General features: G+C 65.5%; 18 protein-coding genes. 9 read left to right on the top strand and 9 right to left on the bottom strand.

All coding sequences use genetic code 11. The annotated features are described in order from the left end of the window. The first annotated feature begins 168 nt into the window (after window positions 1-168). From fabD to mltG, 5 genes are all read left to right on the top strand, one after another. Window positions 169-1128 carry an ACP S-malonyltransferase gene (gene fabD, locus SIL87_RS18545; protein WP_319615627.1) on the top strand — a complete coding sequence of 320 codons (960 nt, stop codon included), beginning with the start codon at window positions 169-171 and terminating at the stop codon, window positions 1126-1128. A gap of 1 nt (window position 1129) precedes the next feature. After that, window positions 1130-1867, top strand: coding sequence for a 3-oxoacyl-[acyl-carrier-protein] reductase (gene fabG / locus SIL87_RS18540; protein WP_319616015.1), 738 nt, complete (start codon window positions 1130-1132; stop codon window positions 1865-1867). Between the two features lie 139 nt (window positions 1868-2006). Further along, window positions 2007-2246, top strand: coding sequence for an acyl carrier protein (locus SIL87_RS18535; protein ID WP_029310940.1), 240 nt, complete (start codon window positions 2007-2009; stop codon window positions 2244-2246). Window positions 2247-2277: 31 nt separating this feature from the next. Beyond that, the gene (gene fabF, locus SIL87_RS18530; protein WP_319616014.1) at window positions 2278-3546 is read left to right on the top strand and encodes a beta-ketoacyl-ACP synthase II; all 1269 of its coding nucleotides are present in this window, start codon (window positions 2278-2280) and stop codon (window positions 3544-3546) included. Between the two features lie 13 nt (window positions 3547-3559). Further along, the gene (gene mltG / locus SIL87_RS18525; protein ID WP_319615626.1) at window positions 3560-4534 is read left to right on the top strand and encodes an endolytic transglycosylase MltG; all 975 of its coding nucleotides are present in this window, start codon (window positions 3560-3562) and stop codon (window positions 4532-4534) included. 4 nt (window positions 4535-4538) lie between these two features. On the opposite strand, the gene SIL87_RS18520 is transcribed toward mltG, so the two are convergent. The 4 genes from SIL87_RS18520 to SIL87_RS18505 all read right to left on the bottom strand — a co-directional run bounded on the left by SIL87_RS18520 (window position 4539) and on the right by SIL87_RS18505 (window position 8427). Further along, window positions 4539-5216, bottom strand: a complete 678-nt coding sequence (locus SIL87_RS18520) for a c-type cytochrome (RefSeq protein WP_319615625.1) — start codon at window positions 5214-5216, stop codon at window positions 4539-4541. A gap of 31 nt (window positions 5217-5247) precedes the next feature. Then, the gene (locus SIL87_RS18515; RefSeq protein ID WP_319615624.1) at window positions 5248-5742 is read right to left on the bottom strand and encodes a hypothetical protein; all 495 of its coding nucleotides are present in this window, start codon (window positions 5740-5742) and stop codon (window positions 5248-5250) included. Between the two features lie 40 nt (window positions 5743-5782). After that, entirely contained in the window at window positions 5783-7813 is a 2031-nt protein-coding gene (locus tag SIL87_RS18510) for a protein-disulfide reductase DsbD family protein (protein ID WP_319615623.1), read from the bottom strand. A gap of 80 nt (window positions 7814-7893) precedes the next feature. Further along, window positions 7894-8427, bottom strand: a complete 534-nt coding sequence (locus tag SIL87_RS18505) for an HPP family protein (protein ID WP_319615622.1) — start codon at window positions 8425-8427, stop codon at window positions 7894-7896. Window positions 8428-8497: 70 nt separating this feature from the next. On the opposite strand from SIL87_RS18505, the gene SIL87_RS18500 reads away from it, so the two are divergent. From SIL87_RS18500 to SIL87_RS18490, 3 genes are all read left to right on the top strand, one after another. Then, window positions 8498-8779 (top strand): DUF2312 domain-containing protein, encoded by a 282-nt coding sequence (locus tag SIL87_RS18500; protein ID WP_319615620.1) that lies wholly within the window; start codon window positions 8498-8500, stop codon window positions 8777-8779. A gap of 127 nt (window positions 8780-8906) precedes the next feature. Then, the gene (locus tag SIL87_RS18495; protein ID WP_319615619.1) at window positions 8907-9092 is read left to right on the top strand and encodes a CsbD family protein; all 186 of its coding nucleotides are present in this window, start codon (window positions 8907-8909) and stop codon (window positions 9090-9092) included. A gap of 98 nt (window positions 9093-9190) precedes the next feature. Further along, entirely contained in the window at window positions 9191-9451 is a 261-nt protein-coding gene (locus SIL87_RS18490; RefSeq protein WP_319615618.1) for a GlsB/YeaQ/YmgE family stress response membrane protein, read from the top strand. 106 nt (window positions 9452-9557) lie between these two features. On the opposite strand, the gene hemB is transcribed toward SIL87_RS18490, so the two are convergent. Next, entirely contained in the window at window positions 9558-10550 is a 993-nt protein-coding gene (gene hemB, locus SIL87_RS18485; RefSeq protein WP_319615617.1) for a porphobilinogen synthase, read from the bottom strand. Window positions 10551-11338: 788 nt separating this feature from the next. Between hemB and SIL87_RS18480 the strand changes: the two genes are divergently transcribed. Continuing rightward, the gene (locus tag SIL87_RS18480; protein ID WP_319615616.1) at window positions 11339-12061 is read left to right on the top strand and encodes an Npun_F0296 family exosortase-dependent surface protein; all 723 of its coding nucleotides are present in this window, start codon (window positions 11339-11341) and stop codon (window positions 12059-12061) included. 605 nt (window positions 12062-12666) lie between these two features. On the opposite strand, the gene SIL87_RS18475 is transcribed toward SIL87_RS18480, so the two are convergent. The 4 genes from SIL87_RS18475 to SIL87_RS18460 are packed head-to-tail and all read right to left on the bottom strand — an operon-like array spanning window position 12667 to window position 18248. Beyond that, the gene (locus SIL87_RS18475) at window positions 12667-14760 is read right to left on the bottom strand and encodes an ABC transporter ATP-binding protein (RefSeq protein WP_319615615.1); all 2094 of its coding nucleotides are present in this window, start codon (window positions 14758-14760) and stop codon (window positions 12667-12669) included. Continuing rightward, window positions 14757-15617, bottom strand: a complete 861-nt coding sequence (locus SIL87_RS18470; protein WP_319615614.1) for an ABC transporter permease — start codon at window positions 15615-15617, stop codon at window positions 14757-14759. The genes SIL87_RS18475 and SIL87_RS18470 overlap by 4 nt, the downstream gene beginning before the upstream one ends. A gap of 1 nt (window position 15618) precedes the next feature. Continuing rightward, the gene (locus tag SIL87_RS18465) at window positions 15619-16581 is read right to left on the bottom strand and encodes an ABC transporter permease (protein ID WP_319615613.1); all 963 of its coding nucleotides are present in this window, start codon (window positions 16579-16581) and stop codon (window positions 15619-15621) included. Between the two features lie 17 nt (window positions 16582-16598). Beyond that, entirely contained in the window at window positions 16599-18248 is a 1650-nt protein-coding gene (locus SIL87_RS18460) for an ABC transporter substrate-binding protein (protein ID WP_319615612.1), read from the bottom strand. Window positions 18249-18478 lie beyond the last annotated feature (230 nt).

The raw sequence follows: 18478 nt of genomic DNA, 5'->3' as shown, positions 1-18478 counted from the left end.
TGGGCTTGGGTGGTGGAATGGCATGAGGCCAAGTTCAAAGAAGTTTTTTGCTTCTTTTTTACAAAAAAAAAGTGCTTGTCCTGCCTTGCCTGTCCCCTTGCCGGATGGCGGGAATTGACTTGCCGGGCTGTCGCCTCTACGTCGCGCCGAAATACAGGAGACGGGTCCATGGCGGTCAGCGCCTTCATTTTTCCGGGTCAGGGCAGTCAGGCTGTGGGCATGGGGCGGGATTTGGCTGCCGCGTTTGCGCCCGCGCGTGAGGTTTTCGAGGAGGTTGACGAGGTTCTGAAGCAGAAGCTGTCGCGGCTGATGTTCGAGGGGCCGGTCGAGGAGTTGACGCTGACCGAGAATGCCCAGCCGGCGTTGATGGCGATGTCGATGGCGGTTTTGCGGTGTCTGGAGCGTGAGGGCAATGTGACGGTGCGCGAGCGGGCGGTGTTGCTCGCGGGGCATTCGCTCGGGGAGTATACCGCGCTGGCGGCGGCGGGCAGTTTCAGTGTGGCGGAGGCGGCGCGGTTGCTGCGGGTTCGCGGCACGGCGATGCAGAAGGCGGTGCCGGCGGGCGAGGGGGCGATGGCGGCGTTGCTCGGGGTCGAGCTTGCCGTGGCGGTCGAGATTTGCGCGGCGGCGGAAGCCGGGCCGGAAGGGCGCGAGGTGGTTTCGGTCGCGAACGATAATGGCGGCGGGCAGGTGGTGATTTCGGGTGCTGCGGCGGCGGTGGATCGGGCGATCGAGGGGGCGAAGGCGCGCGGGGTGAAGCGGGCGATGAAGCTGCCGGTATCCGCGCCGTTTCATTGCGCGTTGATGCATCCGGCGGCGATCGCGATGGAGGAGGCGTTGGGGGTGACCCCGCCGCGCGCGCCTGCGGTGCCGGTGATTGCGAACGTGACGGCGGCGAAGGTGACGGTGCCCAAGGATATTTCGGCGCGGCTGGTCGAGCAGGTGACGGCGACGGTGCGCTGGCGTGAATCGGTCGAGGCGATGATGGCTTCGGGCGTGACGCGGTTTATCGAACTGGGGTCGGGCAAGGTGTTGTCCGGGTTGATCCGGCGGATTGCGCCCGAGGCGGAAACCCTGAATTGCGGCACCCCGGCGGAGTTGGAGGCTTTGATCAAACATGTCGGCTGATCTGTTTTCGCTGGCGGGGCGGACCGCGCTGATTACCGGGGCTTCGGGCGGCATCGGGGCGGCGATCGCGCGGACGCTGCATGGGCTCGGGGCGGTTGTGACGTTGTCGGGCACGCGCGAGGCGGCGCTCGCGGCGCTGGCTGGAGAACTGGGCGAGCGGGCGCATGTGATTCCCGCCGATCTGGCCGATCCGAAGGCGGCGGAGACGCTGGTGGTGGCTGCCGAGGCGGCGATGGGGCGGGTGGATATTCTGGTCAACAATGCCGGGCTGACGCGCGACGGGCTGGCGGTGCGGATGAGCGACGAGGCGTGGGCGCAGGTGCTCGATGTCGATCTGGCGGCGCCGTTCCGGCTTTCGCGCGCGGCGCTGAAGTTCATGATGCGCAGGCGGTCGGGGCGGATCATCAATATCGGCAGCATCGTGGGGACGACCGGGAACCCGGGCCAGGCGAATTACGCTTCGGCCAAGGCGGGGCTGATCGGGTTGACCAAGGCGCTGGCGCAGGAGGTGGCGTCGCGCCATGTCACCATCAATCTGGTGGCGCCGGGGTTTATCGAGACCGCGATGACCGATGCGCTGAGCGAGGAGCAGCGTGGCGCGCTGGCCGGGAAAATTCCGCTCGGACGGTTGGGGCGGCCCGAGGATGTGGCTGCCGCCGTCGCTTATCTGGCCTCCGATGCCGCCGCCTGGGTGACCGGTTCGGTCATTCATGTGAATGGCGGGATGGCGATGAGCTGAATGCGCGCGCGCATGGTTGGCGCGGCTGCATGAACCATGCTAAGCGCCCCGGACTTTCGCAATACGGCCTGTGCTTCGGCTCCGGCCCGTTCAACTGCCGTTACCGCCCGATCATTTCGTCACAGGAGCACGATAGAAAATGAGTGAAGTCGCCGATAAGGTTAAGAAGATCGTTGTCGAACATCTCGGCGTCGATGAAGCGAAAGTGACCCCGGAAGCCTCGTTCATCGACGATCTGGGCGCGGACAGCCTCGATACCGTCGAACTGGTGATGGCGTTCGAGGAGGCGTTCGGCGTCGAGATTCCGGAAGATGCGGCCGAAAAGATCACCACGGTGAAGGACGCGATCGACTACATCGAGAAGCAGAAGGCCGAGTGAGCGGTACGGCCCTGGCGTGAGCGAGAGGATCATGGGGATGCGGCGCGTCGTCGTGACCGGTATGGGGATTGCCTGCCCTCTGGGTGTGGGCGTCGAACCGGTATGGCGGCGGTTGATCGAGGGCCATTCGGGCATCGGTGCGATCACCGTGTTCGATCCGGCCGATCTGCCGTGCAAGGTGGCGGGGCAGATGCCGCCGGGGACGCGCGCCGAGGGCGGGTTCGATCTGGGCGAATGGGTCCCGGTCAAGGACCAGAAGAAGATGGACCGGTTCATCCAGCTCGGCATGGCGGCTGCCACCGAGGCGATGGAGGATTCCGGCTGGACCCCCGCGACCGAGGAGGATCGTTACGCTGCGGGCGTGATGATTGGCTCGGGGATCGGCGGGTTGCAGACCATTTATGAGGCCTCGGTGCTGGTGCATGAGGGGCGGTCGCGCCGGTTGTCGCCTTTTTTCATTCCGTCCGCGCTGATCAATCTGGTTTCCGGCAATGTCTCGATCAAATTCGGTCTCAAGGGGCCGAACCATTCCGCCGTGACCGCGTGCGCGACCGGGGTTCATGCGATCGGCGATGCGGCGCGGCTGATCGCGTTCGGCGATGCCGATATCATGCTCGCCGGCGGGGCCGAGGCGGCGGTGTGCGCGCTGGGGATCGCGGGGTTCTGCGCGTCGCGCGCGCTCTCGACCGGGTTCAACGACACGCCGGCCAAGGCCTCGCGCCCGTGGGACAAGGACCGCGACGGGTTCGTGATGGGCGAGGGCGCGGGTGTGCTGTTCCTTGAGGAATACGAGCACGCCAAAGCGCGCGGGGCGAAGATTTATGCCGAGATCGCGGGTTATGGCATGTCCGGCGATGCCCACCACATCACCGCCCCGGCGGATCATCATGACGGGGCGTTCCGGGCGATGAAGGCGGCGCTGAAATCGGGCGGTCTGGTGCCGGCGGACGTGCAGTATATCAATGCGCACGGAACCTCGACCCCGATGGGCGACGATCTGGAGCTTGAGGCGGTGGAGACGATGTTCGGGGATGCGGCGAAGCATGTCGCGATGTCCTCGACCAAATCGGCGACCGGGCATCTGCTCGGCGCGGCGGGGGCGATCGAGGCGGTGTTCTCGATTCTGGCGATCCGCGACGGGGTGGCACCGCCGACCCTTAATCTGGACGAGCCGAGCCGGGCCAGCGTGATCGACCGGGTGGCGCACGAGGCGCAGCGGCGGCGGATCGATATCGCCTTGTCGAACAGTTTCGGCTTCGGCGGGACCAACGCATCGATCCTGTTCCGCAAGGCGGGCTGAGCGCGGCGGGCCCGTGTTCGGTCGTGGCCGCCTGATCCTGCTGCTGCTGACGCTGGTGGTGACGCTGAACCTCGGCCGGATGGCGGTTCAGGAAAGTTACGACGGACCGGGCGCGCTGCGCGTGACCCGCAACGTGGTGATCCCGCCGGGCGGGACCGCAACGGTTGCGGCAGCATTACACAGGGCCGGGGTGATCGAATATCCGCTGATCTTCGAGATGGCGGCGTGGCTGACGCGGGGGCAGGGGCCGTTGCAGGCCGGTGAATATACGTTCGTCGCGCATGGCAGCCTGCGGCGGGTGCTGCATACGCTGCGGTTCGGCCCGGCGGTGCAGCACAAGGCGACGATCCCGGATGGGCTGACCGCGACCCAGATTGCCGACATCATCAACGCCCTGCCACGCGCGACCGGGCATGTCGCGCCGCCGCCGGAAGGCAGCGTGCTGCCGCAGACCTATGACTATATCTATGATGCCAGCCGCAAGGCGATTCTCGCGCGGATGCAGCGGGCGATGCGGAAGGCGCTTGCGAAGGCGTGGGCGGGGCGCGCGCCGGGATTGCCGCTGGATACGCCCCGGCAGGCGGTGATTCTCGCGTCGATCGTGCAGCTCGAAACGCCGGTCGCGTCGGAGTTACCCCGGATTGCCGGGGTGTATGAGAACCGGCTGAAGCAGAACATGAAATTGCAGGCGGACCCGACGGTGATCTACGCGGTCACCAAGGGCAGGGCGACCGCGCTGACCCATCGGGTCGATGACCATGATCTGGCGGTGGACAGCCCGTACAATACCTATCTGCATCACGGATTGCCGCCGGGGCCGATCGCGGCACCGGGGGTGCGGGCGATCGAGGCGGTGCTGCATCCGGCGGCGACGAAGGATTTGTATTTCGTGGCGAACGGAGCGGGCGGGCATATGTTCGCGCGGACATTCAGCGAGCAGCTGGCCAATATCGCGCGCTATCGGGCCAGCCGGGTTCGCCACCCCTGATGGTTCAGGAGCCGGAGGTTCCGGTGGGCGGCAGGGAGGCGTAATATTGCGCGACCGCCTTGATCTGTTGGGCGGTGAGGTCTTTTGCGATGTTGCGCATCAGATGGAGGTTGCTCTCGTTGCGCGAGCCTTTCCGCCAGTCGATCAGCTGGGCTTCGAGATATTGCTCGGGCTGGCCGGCGAGGCGGGGAAATGCCGGGGCGCGGCCGAGGCCGCCGGCGGCGTGGCAGGAGGCGCAGGCCGGGATGACGTGCGCGGTGCCGACGCCCGCACCGTGCAGCGCGATGGTTTTGCCGAGATCATCGCTCGGGGCGGCGGGCAGCGAGGCGGGTGCGACCACCGGCAGGCTGTTGTAATAGGTGGCGATCGCCTTGCGGTCCGCCGCGGTGAGGCCGGTGGCGAAGCTTTTCATGATCGCGTTGCGGCGGGTGCCGTGTTTGAAGGCGTAGAGCTGGTGTTCGAGATAGGCGGTGGGCTGGCCGGCGAGGGCGGGGAAGCCTGCGACCGGATTGCCCATGCCGTTGGCACTGTGGCAGCCCGCGCATTGGGCGACCTGGGGCGGGGCCACGGGCGTTGCGCTGGGTGCGGTTGTGGTGGCGGCGGTGGCGATGCCTGCGGTGCCGATGATCGCGGCTGCGGCGATGGTGGCGGCGAGGTGGCGTAGTTGTGCGGCGCTCTTCATGGTCGGTCCCTGTCCTGCTTCGTGGTCTGCTCTACACTGTCGGCCCGTTCTGATCCAACCGGCAGGCGGGCGGTGCGGGCGGGACCGGGAGGGTGGTGCTCGGGGTCAGTGAAAAATCGGTGCAGGCAGGGCCCTGGATCGTGCCGGTCATCGCGGTGCCGCTGCGCCGGACCGTGCCGGACAGGCCGGTCCAGACATAGAAGGGCGGCTGCGAGAGCCAGTGGGTCGGGTGCAAGGCGAGATGGCGGGTGGCGGGGTTGAACGAGCCGGTCATCGCGAAGCAGCCTTGCGGCACGGCGGGATTGGCCGCCAGAGCGTGGAAATAGAAGATCGCGGTCACCCGTGTCGGGCTGATCGCGGTGATCTGCAGGGCCAGCGCGGTGTCGCCCTGGGCGCAGGTGTAGCGCCCCTGCCACAGGCCGATCGGGGGGAGCATGGCGGCGGCGGCGGTGCCCGAGGTGAGGCCCGTAAGTGCGGTGAGGCCCGTGAGTGCGGCGCGCGCGAGGATGCGGGAGATCGTGGTCATGGCTGTTGCGATGTGGGGGGCATGTCGCGCTCCGCTATGGTTACGTCGCCCCGTTTATCGCACCGGTCACGATCGAGGGGGTTAAAATCTGCGGGAGCACGACCGGTTTCGCATGATCGGGCGGGTAATAGACATAGATCGGCACGCCGTCGCGGCCATGGGCGGCGAGAAACCGGGTGATCGCGGGGTTGCGGCGGGTCCAGTCGCCGATCATCAGGGTGATCTGATGGGTGCGGAACAGGCGCTGGACGCTGGCCGGTTCCAGCGCGACCCGTTCGTTGACCTGGCAGGTGATGCACCACGCCGCCGTCATGTCGACGAACACCGGCTTGCCCGCTGCGCGCAGGGCGGCGAGCTTGGTGGTCGAGAAGGGCTGGCTGTCGGCGATTCCGGTGGCCTTGCCGGTCGCGGCCCCGGCATCGGCGGGGGTGATGCGCGGCAGCAGGAACAGGGCGGCGGCGACCGCGAGGACGGCGAGGCCTTTGGTGAACACGCCCCGGAACCGGAGCAGCCAAAGGGCGAAGGCGATCAGCACCGCGCCGGCACCGACGATGAGCACGCCCGAGGCGCCGGCTTCCAGCGCCATCACCCAGAGCAGCCAGATCGCGGTGGCAAACATCGGGAAGGCGAGGATCTGGCGCAGGATGTCCATCCACGCGCCGGGACGGGGCAGCAGGCGGGCGACCGCCGGGATGATCGCGATCAGGACGAAGGGCAGCGCGATGCCGAGGCCGAGGGCGGCGAAAATGCTCAGGCCGAGGGCGAGCGGTGCCGCGAGGGCGGCGGCGAGCGCACCGCCCATGAAGGGCGCGGTGCAGGGGGTTGCGACCACCACGGCGAGCAGGCCGGTGGCGAAACTGCCGAGCAGGCCGCCGCGCGCGGCAAGACCCGAGCCGAGGTTTTCCATCCCCGAGATGGCGAACAGCCCGGCGAAGTTCAGCCCGATCGCGAAGACCAGCCACGCCATGATCGCGATGAACACCGGGGACTGGAACTGGAAGCCCCAGCCGAGTGCGGTGCCGCCGGCGCGGATGGCGAGCAGGATGCCGCCGAGGATCATCATCGCGATCACCGCGCCGAGCGTGTAGGCCAGCGATTCGTGGCGGGCGCGGGCGCGATCGTCATGGCCGAGGCGGGCGACCGCCATCGCCTTGATCGCGAGCACCGGGAACACGCAGGGCATCAGGTTGAGGATCAGCCCGCCGAGCAGGGCCCCGGCGATCCAGACATACCAGGGCGTGACGTGCAGCGGCGCGGGGGCGGCGCCGGGTGTGGCGGTGAGGGTCAGGGCTTCGGTCTGGCCCGCGGGATCGGTGATTTCGAGCACGCCGGACAGGGTGGTGAGCGGTTTTTTCGCATCCGCCGGAGTGAGCGCGAGGGTGAAGCCGCCCCGGACGAAGCCGAGTTTCTGCGGGGCGGCATTGGCGATGACGCTGGGATCATCGGGGTAGAAATGGGCCGATTTCACCGCCGCATCGTTCAGACTGCTGCCGGTGATCGCCAACAGGCCGCCGGGGGCGATCGTGGCGTGGAACGGCGAAGGGCGGGGCATCTGCGCGGCGGCTTCGGCGAAGAGCGGGGCCTGCGGCGAAGCGTGCGCGCTGCCGCCGGGCAGAGCGAGGGTGAACGTGCCGCTTTCGGGGACGCAGATTTTCGGGTCGCAGACCAGCCAGTTGGCGCTGGCGGTGATGGTGGTGGCCCCCGGTTGCGGCAGTTTGAGGGTGAAGGGCAGCAGGACCGTGCCGGTTTCGGTGTAGTCGCCCACACCGCTGGCGACCAGCCAGTGCGGCGCGGGGTAGGCGAAGGGTCCGGCGGTGGCACCTTTCGGGGCGGTGATGCTGATCGAGGGCGGTTCGCCGGCATCGCCGGGATCGGACCAGTAGATGTGCCAGTCGGGCTTGAGGCGGAACAGCAGGCCGAGTTTCAGGCTGGTGGTATCGGCAGCGGTGGTCGCGGAGACCAGCGAGACGGTTGCGCGCGAGGAGACCGCCCGGTTGCTTTCCGCCGCCCGGGCCGGGGCCGACAGGGCGAACAGCAGGAGGAGGCCGAGCAAAGCGGGCAGCAGTTTCATCGTTTCCTCATTCTACCGGGGGAATTGCCCCGGCATAATCATATAGGCTGTCACGCATATGTGAGCGCATCGGCATCGGGTTACAACGCTGCCGGGTAGCGGGGCCAGGCGCGGACCAGCCGGCTCATGGCGGTCGCGCTGGTCACCGCGAGGAGGGTGAACGGCAGGACCACGCGGGGCGCGAAGGCGATGCCGGGGTGCAGCAGGGCCGGATACATGGCGAGCGCGATGCCGGGCGGGTGGTAGGCGCGCAGCAAGGGCAGGGCGATGACCGCGACCAGGGCGGCGGCCATGGCGACTTCCGGGCCGAAGCCGAAGACGAGGGTGAGGGCGGTGCCGATCAGCGCGCCGGAGGTCGAGCCCGCGATGATCGCGTAGGGCTGCGCGATCGACACGGCGGGGAGGTAGATCAGGATGGTCATGGTCGCGGCGAAAGGGGGCACCAGGAACAGGCCGTCATGCAAACCGTCGAGCCAGACCAGCGCGCCCAGCAGGACGGCCATCCAGAGCAGTCCGGACAGGGCCGGGCGATACGGCGTGCCCCAGCGCGTGATGATGCGCGATACCATCGCCCGGCAATAGGTGCTGGGCGAACAAAGGACAAGCTTGGGCATTGACCGGGGGGCATTGACCGGCGGGCGGGGCGGTTCTATCCCGCGCGCTCCCTCTGGCTGGAGATTTTCGATGGCTCTCGACACCGCTGATCAGGCGACCGCCGACCACGCGACCACCGGCAATATCGCGGCCGACCGGCTCAAGAGCATCGTCGAGCGGATCGAGCGGTTGGAAGAGGAGCGCAAGGCGCTGGCTTCGGACATCAAGGACATTTATTCCGAGGCGAAATCAGCCGGGTTCGACGTGAAAGTGCTGCGCCAGCTGATCCGGATGCGCAAGCAGGAACCCGCGGAAGTCGAGGAACAGGAAATGCTGATCGACGTCTATCGTCGTGCGCTCGGCATGGTCTAACCAGGTCATGTTGTTTTCGTAATATTGACCATTCCGGTCGAACCACCTCTCGAACCGTGATTTCGTCTCTCCTATCTGTGAGGCATGGCGGTATCGATTGCCGCCATCCACATCACGGAGCGGAACAATGGTTGACCATAATCGTATCGACGGCGCGGCCAAGCAGGTCAAAGGCAATATCAAGGAAGCCGTCGGCAAGGTGACCGGCAATGACCGGACCGTGGCCGAAGGCAAGGCCGATCAGGCCGCCGGCAAGGTTCAGAGCAAGGTCGGCGAAGCGAAGGACAAGGTCCGCGACGCCGTCAAGCGCTGAGTTTCAACGGGATTTGACCCGGCTCCCGGCCCCGATGCCGGGGGCCGGTGCGTGTTCGAGGCATCGGGATCATATCAAACAACAAGAGGTGACTTCACATGGGTATCATTGCATGGCTCGTTCTGGGCCTGATCGCCGGTTTCATCGCCAGCAAGCTTGTGAACAAGCAGGGTGAGGGGCTGATTCTCGACATGGTGCTCGGCATCATCGGCGCGATCGTCGGCGGGTTCATCTTCAACGCGTTCGGCAGCGTGGGGGTGACCGGGTTCAACATATATAGTCTGATCGTGGCCGTGATCGGTGCGGTCGTGGTGCTGGTGATCTACCACGCGCTGGTCGGCGGACGCCGCCGGATTTAAAGGCTCGACGATCAGGGGCGTGAGCGGCTTCACCCGCACCACCCCTGATCACCGAAGTTTTTTTGCTTCTTTTTTGTTCACAAAAAAGAAGACGCTGTGTTCCCTTTTACGCCCTGAGCAGCCGCGCCGCTTCGACCGCGAAATACGTCAGCACCCCCGAAGCGCCGGCCCGGCGAAATCCCATCAATGTTTCCAGAATGCCGCGTTCGCGGTCGATCAGGCCGAGATTCATCGCGGAGGCCAGCATCGCGTATTCGCCGGACACCTGATAGGCGAAGGTGGGGACGTGGAACGTCTCGTGGACGCGGCGGACGATGTCGAGATAGGGCATGCCGGGCTTGACCATGACCATGTCCGCCCCTTCATCCAGATCCATCGCGACTTCGCGCAGGGCTTCATCCGAATTGGCCGGGTTCATCTGGTAGGTTTTCTTGTCGCCCTTGAGGGCGGCGTTCGAGCCGAGCGCCTCGCGGAACGGGCCGTAAAAGGCGGAGGCGTATTTTGCGGCGTAGCTCATGATGCGGGTGTGGATCAGCCCCTCGGCATCGAGTGCGGTGCGGATGCTGCCGATCCGCCCGTCCATCATGTCCGAGGGGGCGATGATGTCGATGCCGGCCTGGGCCTGATTGACCGCCTGACGTTCGAGAATCTCCACCGATTCGTCGTTGGCGACGTAGCCATTACGCAGCACGCCGTCATGCCCGTGATCGGTGTAGGGGTCGAGCGCGACATCGCCGATCAGGCCGAGATCGGGGAATTCCGCCTTGAGCAGGCGCGCGGCCTGACAGATCAGGTTTTCCGGGTTCAGCGCCTCGGTGCCCTCGGCGGTCTTGAGGTCGGCGGGGGTCGCGGGGAACAGGGCGATGGCGGGGATGCCGAGGCGGGCCGCGTCCTCGACATGCCTCGCCAGCCGGTCGAGCCCGACACGGACCACGCCGGGCATGGTGGCAACCGGAGTCGGCTCGCCCTCGCCCGCGCGGACGAAGATCGGCCAGATCAGATTGTCCACCGAAAGCGTGGTCTCGGCGACCATGCGGCGGGTCCACGGATCGAGCCGGTTGCGGCGCAGGCGGGTGGTGGGGAAACTGCCGGTGATCATGGGATGCTCCTGAAACGCTGGATCTGATATCGCCATCGCGCGAACATGGGCGAGGCGCAAGGTTCCCGTGCTGCTGGCCGGCCGTTATTCCTCAGGCTACGAGAGACGCGTGGCTGCCGGGGTGGGCGGGAAGGCGTTGGTGGGGGCAGGGAAGTGAGCAAGGCTTCTTTTTTGGAAAAAAGAAGCAAAAAACTTCCTTTAATCTGGGACATGGGCGTTTCGACTGGCACGGACTCAGGGAATTAAAGTTTTTTGCTTCTTTTTTTCAAAAAAGAAGCGCTTTCTTCCTCCTTCCCGCTGCCCCCACGGCACTCACACATTTCAATCGACGCCACGCTGATGCCGGCTGCCGAGGCTATCGCCCCGACGCTCGACGGCAAAACACGGCGCCAGCAACACCCTCATCCGCCCCGTTCTCTCGCATGGCTTTGCTGGATCGTGGCACGCCTCGGAGGCTGGAACGGCTACTACAGGCCTCCGGGACCAGAAACCATGCGTGCCGGATAGGCATGTTTCGCCTCAATGGCCGCAGGCTTCGCCCTCGCGACCCCGCCAATGTGTGAAACTGGTCGGCAAGACAGGGGAGGGTGTGAATGGTGATGCGTCTCATGGATCAAGAAATCGTGTGTCAGAATTCTTTACACTTCCGAGCAATGCCTAATGTTTCGTTTTCGCTAATAGACTGTATTCCGAGTACTTTTCATTGTGGCATGTTTTTTGCTTTATAGAGTGGCCGGGCTAGAAATGGCAAGAACGTCAACTTCGTAAATGAGATTGGATCGTAAAAAATGAGAATATCCTTAAAATCAATACTACTCGCAAGTGCTGTAGCGGGATTTGCGACTGTTGGAATCGCTCATGCAGGTGCCATCAACTTCTACGGATCGCCGAGCGCCCTGCTAACTGGTACAACCCCGATCGCTGCTGTGGCCGGCACCACGGGTAACGTCACAATCACGGCTACTTATCCGGGTGCAATCGTCACCGGTAGCGTAGCGGACAAGTATGCTGCGCCGATCACCGACGCCGCCGGAACAGCCTATTCCGGACCTTATTTCTCGACCGGGCTGACATCCGATCCGTCGATCTCCGGAAGCTATTCCGTATCCCCGACATCGAACGGAACAATCGATTTCACGTTTGGGACCTCGCAGAGCTACCTCGGACTGCTCTGGGGTTCGGTCGATGGTCAGCCTAATAACGAAAATGTTCTGTCCTTTTATAATGGTTCAACGCTGCTCGGATCGATCACAGGCGCCGAGGTCGCAGCAGCGGCAAATGTCCCTGCCACCGGTGTCCGGACGTATGGTGGATCAGCTTACATCAACATTAATGTCGATGGCGGATTCAATGAGGTTGTCGCTGGAAGCCAGAAAGTCTCGTTTGAATTCGCTGCTGTGACATCGAGCGCCCAGGAAATCCCGGTTCCGGAACCTGGCTCGTTGCTGTTGCTTGGTACTGGCCTTCTGGGTCTGGGCCTTGTTGTTCGCTCCCGTCAGAAGCGTGCCTAACCGACCAGGCGCTTGCGTCTGTTGATGCGCTGCCCTGCCTTTTGTGGCGCGGTGGTGCCAGGAGGCCCGACAGGTTCCGGGGGAGAGTAAGCTTGGGCTGGTGTCACAGTTTCAGGTAAACATGATCCTCCGGACCCAATTCGGCACCAATCCTTCGGTTGATGTGGCGTTGTGAAGCTTGTTGGCAGTCGCTGGCCTGTGGGCCGGGCCGGGAGAACACAGTTCGTGCCGGGCTTGTCCACAGGAGGGCCGCGTCTTCGCCGTCGGGCGCGACGATGGGCAGCCGACTGTCATAAATTCACAAGGTCGTGGTTCTGTTGGCTGCTTCAGTCCTCAAGCCCGACGGGTAGCTGATCCCAAGCTGCGTGGCTGCTACCCAGTCAGATGTGCGGACCCCTTTACACCCAGAATCGTTGCCATTGACGCATCTGTTGGATGCTTCGGTATGGATTGCTTTGTCGCGAGCGCTCCTCGCGATGACGGGTATTTTGCAGCGGGTGCGATTTGGTTCGTGCTCGGTCGTTTCAGCGGCGTTCGGCCCGACTCATGGGAGTTTTTTGCTTCTTTTTTGCAAAAAAGAAGCCTTGCCTTTGCTTCTTTTTGCCTTACGGGCGGCGGCCGAGTTGGGGGCGGGGGATGTGGCAGGCGATGGTGTGGTTGTCGAGGGTTTCGGGTGGGGGGGTGGTGGTTTCGCAGATGGGGCCGAGTTTGCGGGGGCAGCGGGTGTGGAATGGGCATCCGGTGGGGGGGTTGAGGGCGCTGGGGATTTCGCCCTGGAGGCGGATGCGGGTGGTTTTGGGTTGGAGCGGGGTTGGGATCGAGGAGAGGAGGGCTTCGGTGTAGGGGTGGTGGGGGCCTTCGAAGACGCTGTGGGCGGGGCCGATTTCCATGATGCGGCCGAGGTAGAGGACGGCGATGCGGTCCGAGAGGTAGCGGACGACGCCGAGGTCGTGGCTGATGAAGATGTAGCTGGTGTGTTCGCGCGCCTGGAGGTCGGCCAGGAGGTTGAGGATGGCGGCCTGGACCGAGACGTCGAGCGCGGAGGTGGGTTCGTCGCAGATGACGATTTCGGGGGAGCCGGCGAAGGCGCGGGCGATGGCGACGCGTTGTTTGAGGCCGCCGGAGAGTTGGCGGGGGCGCATGGGGAGGTGGCGGTCGGTGAGGCGGACGGCGTGGATGAGTTCGGCGAGGCGGGTGGTTCGGGCGGGGCCGGAGAGGTTGGCGAGGCGGGCGAGGGCGCGGGTGATGAGGTGGCGGACGGTGTGGGCGCGGTTGAGGGCGGAATCGGGGTTCTGGAAGACGATTTGGAGGGATTTCTGCTGGGCCCGGGTGCGGGCGGCGGCGGTGGGGGCGGTGGGGTGGCCGGTGAGTTCGATGGTGCCGCCGGGGTCAGGCTGGATGAGGCCGAGGAGGAGGCGGGCGAGGGTGGTTTTGCCGGAGCCGGATTCGCCGACGATGCCGATGGTTTCGCCGGCGGCGAGGGTGAGGGAGATGTCGGTGACGGCCTGGAGGCGGTGGGGGCCGAGGTGGAAGGTTTTGGAGAGGTTGGTGGCGCGGAGGACGGGTTCGGCCGGAGCGCGGGTGGGTACGCTGGTGGGGGTGGGTGTGGTTGTGGTGGTGGGCGGGGTGGTGGGGAGTTCGGCGGCGCGTTGCCAGTGGTGGCAGCGTGCGGTGTGGGGGGTGGGCGAGCTGGCGGGGGCGTGGTGTTCGGGTGGGGGGGTGGTTCGGCAGAGTTCGGTTGCGAGATCGCAGCGGTCGGTGAAGACGCAGCCGGGGAGGGTGGCGCCGGGGGGTGGCAGGAAGCCTTTGATGGTGTCGAGCCGGGCGGTGGTTTTGCTGCGTCCGGGGGTGGGAAGGCAGCGGAGCAGGCGGGTGGTGTAGGGGTGGAGCGGGCGGCGGAGCAGGGGTTCGGTGGGGCCGGTTTCGACCAGGCTGCCGGCGTAGAGGATTCCCACGCGGTCGCACATGCGTTCGATGACGCCGATATTGTGGCTGATGAAGAGGATGGCGGTTGAGAATTCGTGGCGGAGGGTTGCGATGAGGTCGAGCACTTCGGCTTCGACGGTGGCATCGAGGGCGGTGGTGGGTTCGTCGAGGACGAGGAGGCTCGGTTGTTTGGCGAGGGCCATGGCGATGACGACGCGTTGGAGCATGCCGCCGGAGAGTTGGTGGGGGTAGGCGTCGAGCACGCGGGCGGGGGCGGAGATTTGGACGCGGGTGAGGATGGCGGTGCAGCGCTCGCGGGTGTCGGCGCTGGTGGGGGGGAGGAGGTCGAAGACTTCGGCCATCTGGCGGTGGATGGTCAGCGAGGGGTTCAGGGCGCGCCCGGCATCCTGATAGACCATCGAGATCTGTTCGGCGCGGAGGCGGCGGAGGGCGTGGGGAGTGAGGCTGGCGAGGGTTTGGCCGGCGACGCGGATGGTGCCGGCGCGGACGAAGCCGTTGCGGGGCAGGGCGGCGAGGGCGGCGAGGGCGACGGTGGATTTGCCGCAGCCGGATTCGCCGACGAGGCCGTAGCTTTCGCCGGGGCCGATGGTGAAGGAGACGTTGCGGAGGACTTTGAGGTCGCGGCCCCGGGTGCGGTAGGCGACGTCGAGGTTTTCGATTGCCAAGGCGGGGGCCAAGGCGGTTGTGGCGGCGGGTGTGGCGGCGGGGGTTAGGGTTTCGAGGGTGGGGGTGGTGAGGGTGGTTTGGGTCATTCGATCGCGCCCTGGATGCCGTCCGCGATGAGGTTCACGGCGATGACGAGGGAGGCGATGGCGATGGCGTCGAAGGTGACGGTCCACCAGTAGCCGCCGGTGATGAGCTGGTAGTTTTCGGAGATGGCGAGGCCCCAGTCGGGCGAGGGGGGCTGGATGCCGAAGCCGAGGAAGCTGAGGGAGGCGACGGTGAAGATGGCGTAGCCGAGGCGGACGGTGGTTTCGACCAGGATGGGGCCCATGACGTTGGGGAGGATTTCGACGAACATGATGTGGAGGGAGGATTCGCCGCGGAGCTGGGCGGCGGCGACGTAATCGAGTTCGCGTTCGGAGAGGACGGCGGCGCGGACGGTGCGGGCGATGAGGGGGGCGAAGATCAGGCCGATGACGACGATGACGGTGGTGTTGGAGGGGCCGAGGGCAACGAGGGCGAGGAGGGCGACGATGATGAGGGGCAGTGCGAGGAGAACCTCGATGAAGCGGCTGATCGCGGTATCGATGAAGCCGCCGAAATAGCCGGTGATCAGGCCGATGGTGGTGCCGAGGAGGGTGCCGAGCAGGGTGGCGAGGGGGGCGACCGAGAGGATGGAACGGGCGCCGACGATGACGCGGGAGAAGATGTCGCGGCCGAGCTGGTCGGTGCCGAACCAGTGGGCGGCGCTGGGCGGGGCGAGGGTGTTCATGAGGTCGTCGGCGTAGGGGCTGTAGGGGGCGATTTCGGGGCCGAGGATGGCGCAGACGATCCAGAAGGTGAGGATGGTGGCGCCGACGATGAACATCGGCGCGGTGAGGACGGCGCGGAGGTGGCTGGTGCCGGGGGTGGTGGGGTCGGTGAGGATGGGGAGGGCCTGGCTCATGTCAGCGGCCTCCGGTGCGCAGGCGGGGGTTGAGCAGGATCAGGGCGATGTCGGCGAGCATGGTGACGAGGACGTAGACGATGCCGATGGTGAGGATGCCGCCTTCGAGCATGGGGAAGTCTTTCGAGCGGGCGGCGGTGAGGATGAGGCTGCCGATGCCCTGGTAGCGGAACAGGGTTTCGACGATGACGAGGCCGCCGACGAGGTAGCCGACCTGGGTGGCGACGACGGTGATGGTGGGGAGCAGGGCGTTGCGCAGGACGTGACGGCGGATGACCACGGATCGGGGCAGGCCCTTGAGGATGGCGGTGCGGGTGTAGTCGGCATCGAGGGCGTCGATGGTGCCGGCGCGGGCCATGCGGGCGATGTAGCCGAACAGGATGAAGACAAGCGGCAAAGCGGGGAGGATGAGGTGGTCGATCACCACGAGCGGGCCGGCATGGGGTGGGGGTGTGGCGGCGATGGGGAGCCAGTGGAGCCAGATGCCGAGGATCAGGATGAGGATGATCGAGGAGACGAATTCGGGGATCACGGTCATTGAGAGGCCGGCGATGCTGATGGTTTTGTCGATCCAGGTGCGGGCGTGCATCGCCGCGTAGACGCCGCCGATGATCGAGAGGGGGACGACGATGACGAAGGCGACGGCGGCGAGTTTGAGGGAGTTCAGCAGGGCGGCGATGACGAAGGGGGCGACCGGGGTGCGGTAGGTGTAGGAGATACCCATGTTGCCGGTGACGAAATTGCTGATCCAGCGCCAGTATTGGACCGGGATGGGCAGGTTGGTGCCGAGCTGGCGGTTGAGGGTGGCGACGGCGACCGGGCTGGCGAGTGGGCCGAGGATGGCGCGGCCGACATTGCCGGGGAGGAGTTGCGCGCCGGCGAACACCACCATGCTGAGCAGCCAGAGCGTGATCAGCGCGAGGCCGAGACGCTGGGCCAGCATTGTCGCGAGGCGGGCGGGCATGGTTCAGATGCCCATGGTCAGGCGATGGTTGCGTGTTGCAGGAAGACCTGGGACATGCCGGTGACCGCGACGCCGGAGACGTTGGGGGCGGTGGCGGCGAGGTAGTTGTAGAAATAGGCGAAGATGATCGGGGTTTCATCGAGCAGGAGGCGTTCGATCTTGCCGGAGGTGACGCGCTGGCGGCTGAGATCGACGTCGGCGATGTAGTCGGCGACCAGCTTGTCGTAGGTCGGGTTTTTGAAATGGGCGGCGTTCCAGGTGCCGTTGCTGAGCAGGGGGGCGGCGAGGAAGACATTGGGCACGCCGCGCGCGCCGTAATCGGTGATGCCCATCTGGCTGTCGAGCCAGTCCGAATTTCCGAAGGTGGCGGCACCGTAATAGGCGGCGCCGGTTTCGATTTTCAGGTTGATTTTGATGCCGATTTCGGCGGCGGCGTTCTGGATCAGGACGGCGTAGTCGGGGATTTCCTGGACCTGTTCCGTGGTGAGGGTGACGGTGGCACCTTTGGACATGCCGGCTTCCGCCATCAGGTGCTTGGCCTCGGCGATGTTCATGGCGCGCTGGGGGACGGATTTGTTGGTCGAGGGGAAGATGGGGGCGAAGGGACTGTCGTTGCCGAGGTCGGAATAGCCGCGGAACAGGCCCTGGATGATGCCGGGGCGGTTGAGGGTGAGGGCGACGGCGCGGCGGACCCGTTTGTCGGTGAAGGGGGCCATGTCGCAGCGCATGTGGACCTGACGGTGGGCCGACGAGCGGAGGTTGAGGATCTTGACGCTCGGGTTGTTCAACAGGCCCTGCGCGCCCTGCACCGCGATTTGCTGGATGACGTCGACCTGATTGCCCTGCAAGGCGAGGATTTGCGATTGCTGGTTGGTGTAGAAGCTGAATTCGGTGCGGGCGGGCAGGACCTTGCCGCCCCACCAGTGGGGGTTGGGCAGGAAGCTGGCGCCGCGACCCGGCGTGTATTTATCGAGGATGAAGGGGCCGGTGCCTTCGAATTTTTCCTGATATTTCGCGGCGTCCGACCCGGCGGGGCAGATGATGGCGTTGTAGTTGTCCGACGAGACCAGATAGGGGAAGTTGCCGTTCGGGGCGTCAAGATGGAAGGCGACGGTGTGATCGTCGACCTTGACGACGCCTTTGGGGCTGAGCACGCCCTTGAAGGTCGAGAGGGCGTTGGAGCCGAGTTTGGGGTCGGCGAGGCGGGCGAGGGAATAGACCACGTCATCCGCGGTCATCGGCTTGCCGCCGTGGAATTTCACGCCTTTGCGGAGCTTGAAGGTCCAGATCGCGCCGGTTTTGTCCGACGACCAGGAGGTGGCGAGCTGGGGTTTCAGATGGAGGGTGGGATCGTCGAGGCAGAGGAATTCGCCGGCCTGCTGGAGCATGCAGAGGCCGCCGGTGTCGCCCACGGTGATCGGGTTGATCGGGCCGGTCGGGCCGAGCATGGCGACGCGGATGGTGGCACCCGGTTTGCCGGCGGCGCGGGCGAGGCCGGGGGTGCCGAGAAGGCCGGCGAGCATGGCGGCGGACAGACCGTAGGCGGTGCCGTGGCGGAGCAGGCCGCGACGGTCGATATGTCCGGCGAGGTATTCGTCGATGACGTGGCTCTGCAGCTCGTTCGCGCTGCGGCGGAGAAGGTCGAAATCGTTGGATTGACGCGTCACCTGTTGGTCTCCCGATGCTTGTTCATGTCTGGGCGTGAACCCGGTTGGGTTTGGGCCCGGCGGCTTGGCAGGGTGATGTGATCCGGAGCGAGTGTGGGGGGATTTTCCGGTCAGATCAAATCATTTGTGTGCAGGGCGGGTGAAAGCGGGCAGGAAGCGGGAAGACTTCTTTTTGTGAACAAAAAGAAGCAGAAAAACTTTGTTCCTTTGGGACTGGGGCGTTTAAGCCA

The organism is Acidiphilium acidophilum (genome assembly GCF_033842475.1).
Classification (GTDB): domain Bacteria; phylum Pseudomonadota; class Alphaproteobacteria; order Acetobacterales; family Acetobacteraceae; genus Acidiphilium; species Acidiphilium acidophilum.
This window is presented reverse-complemented; position numbering and strand designations above follow the sequence as displayed.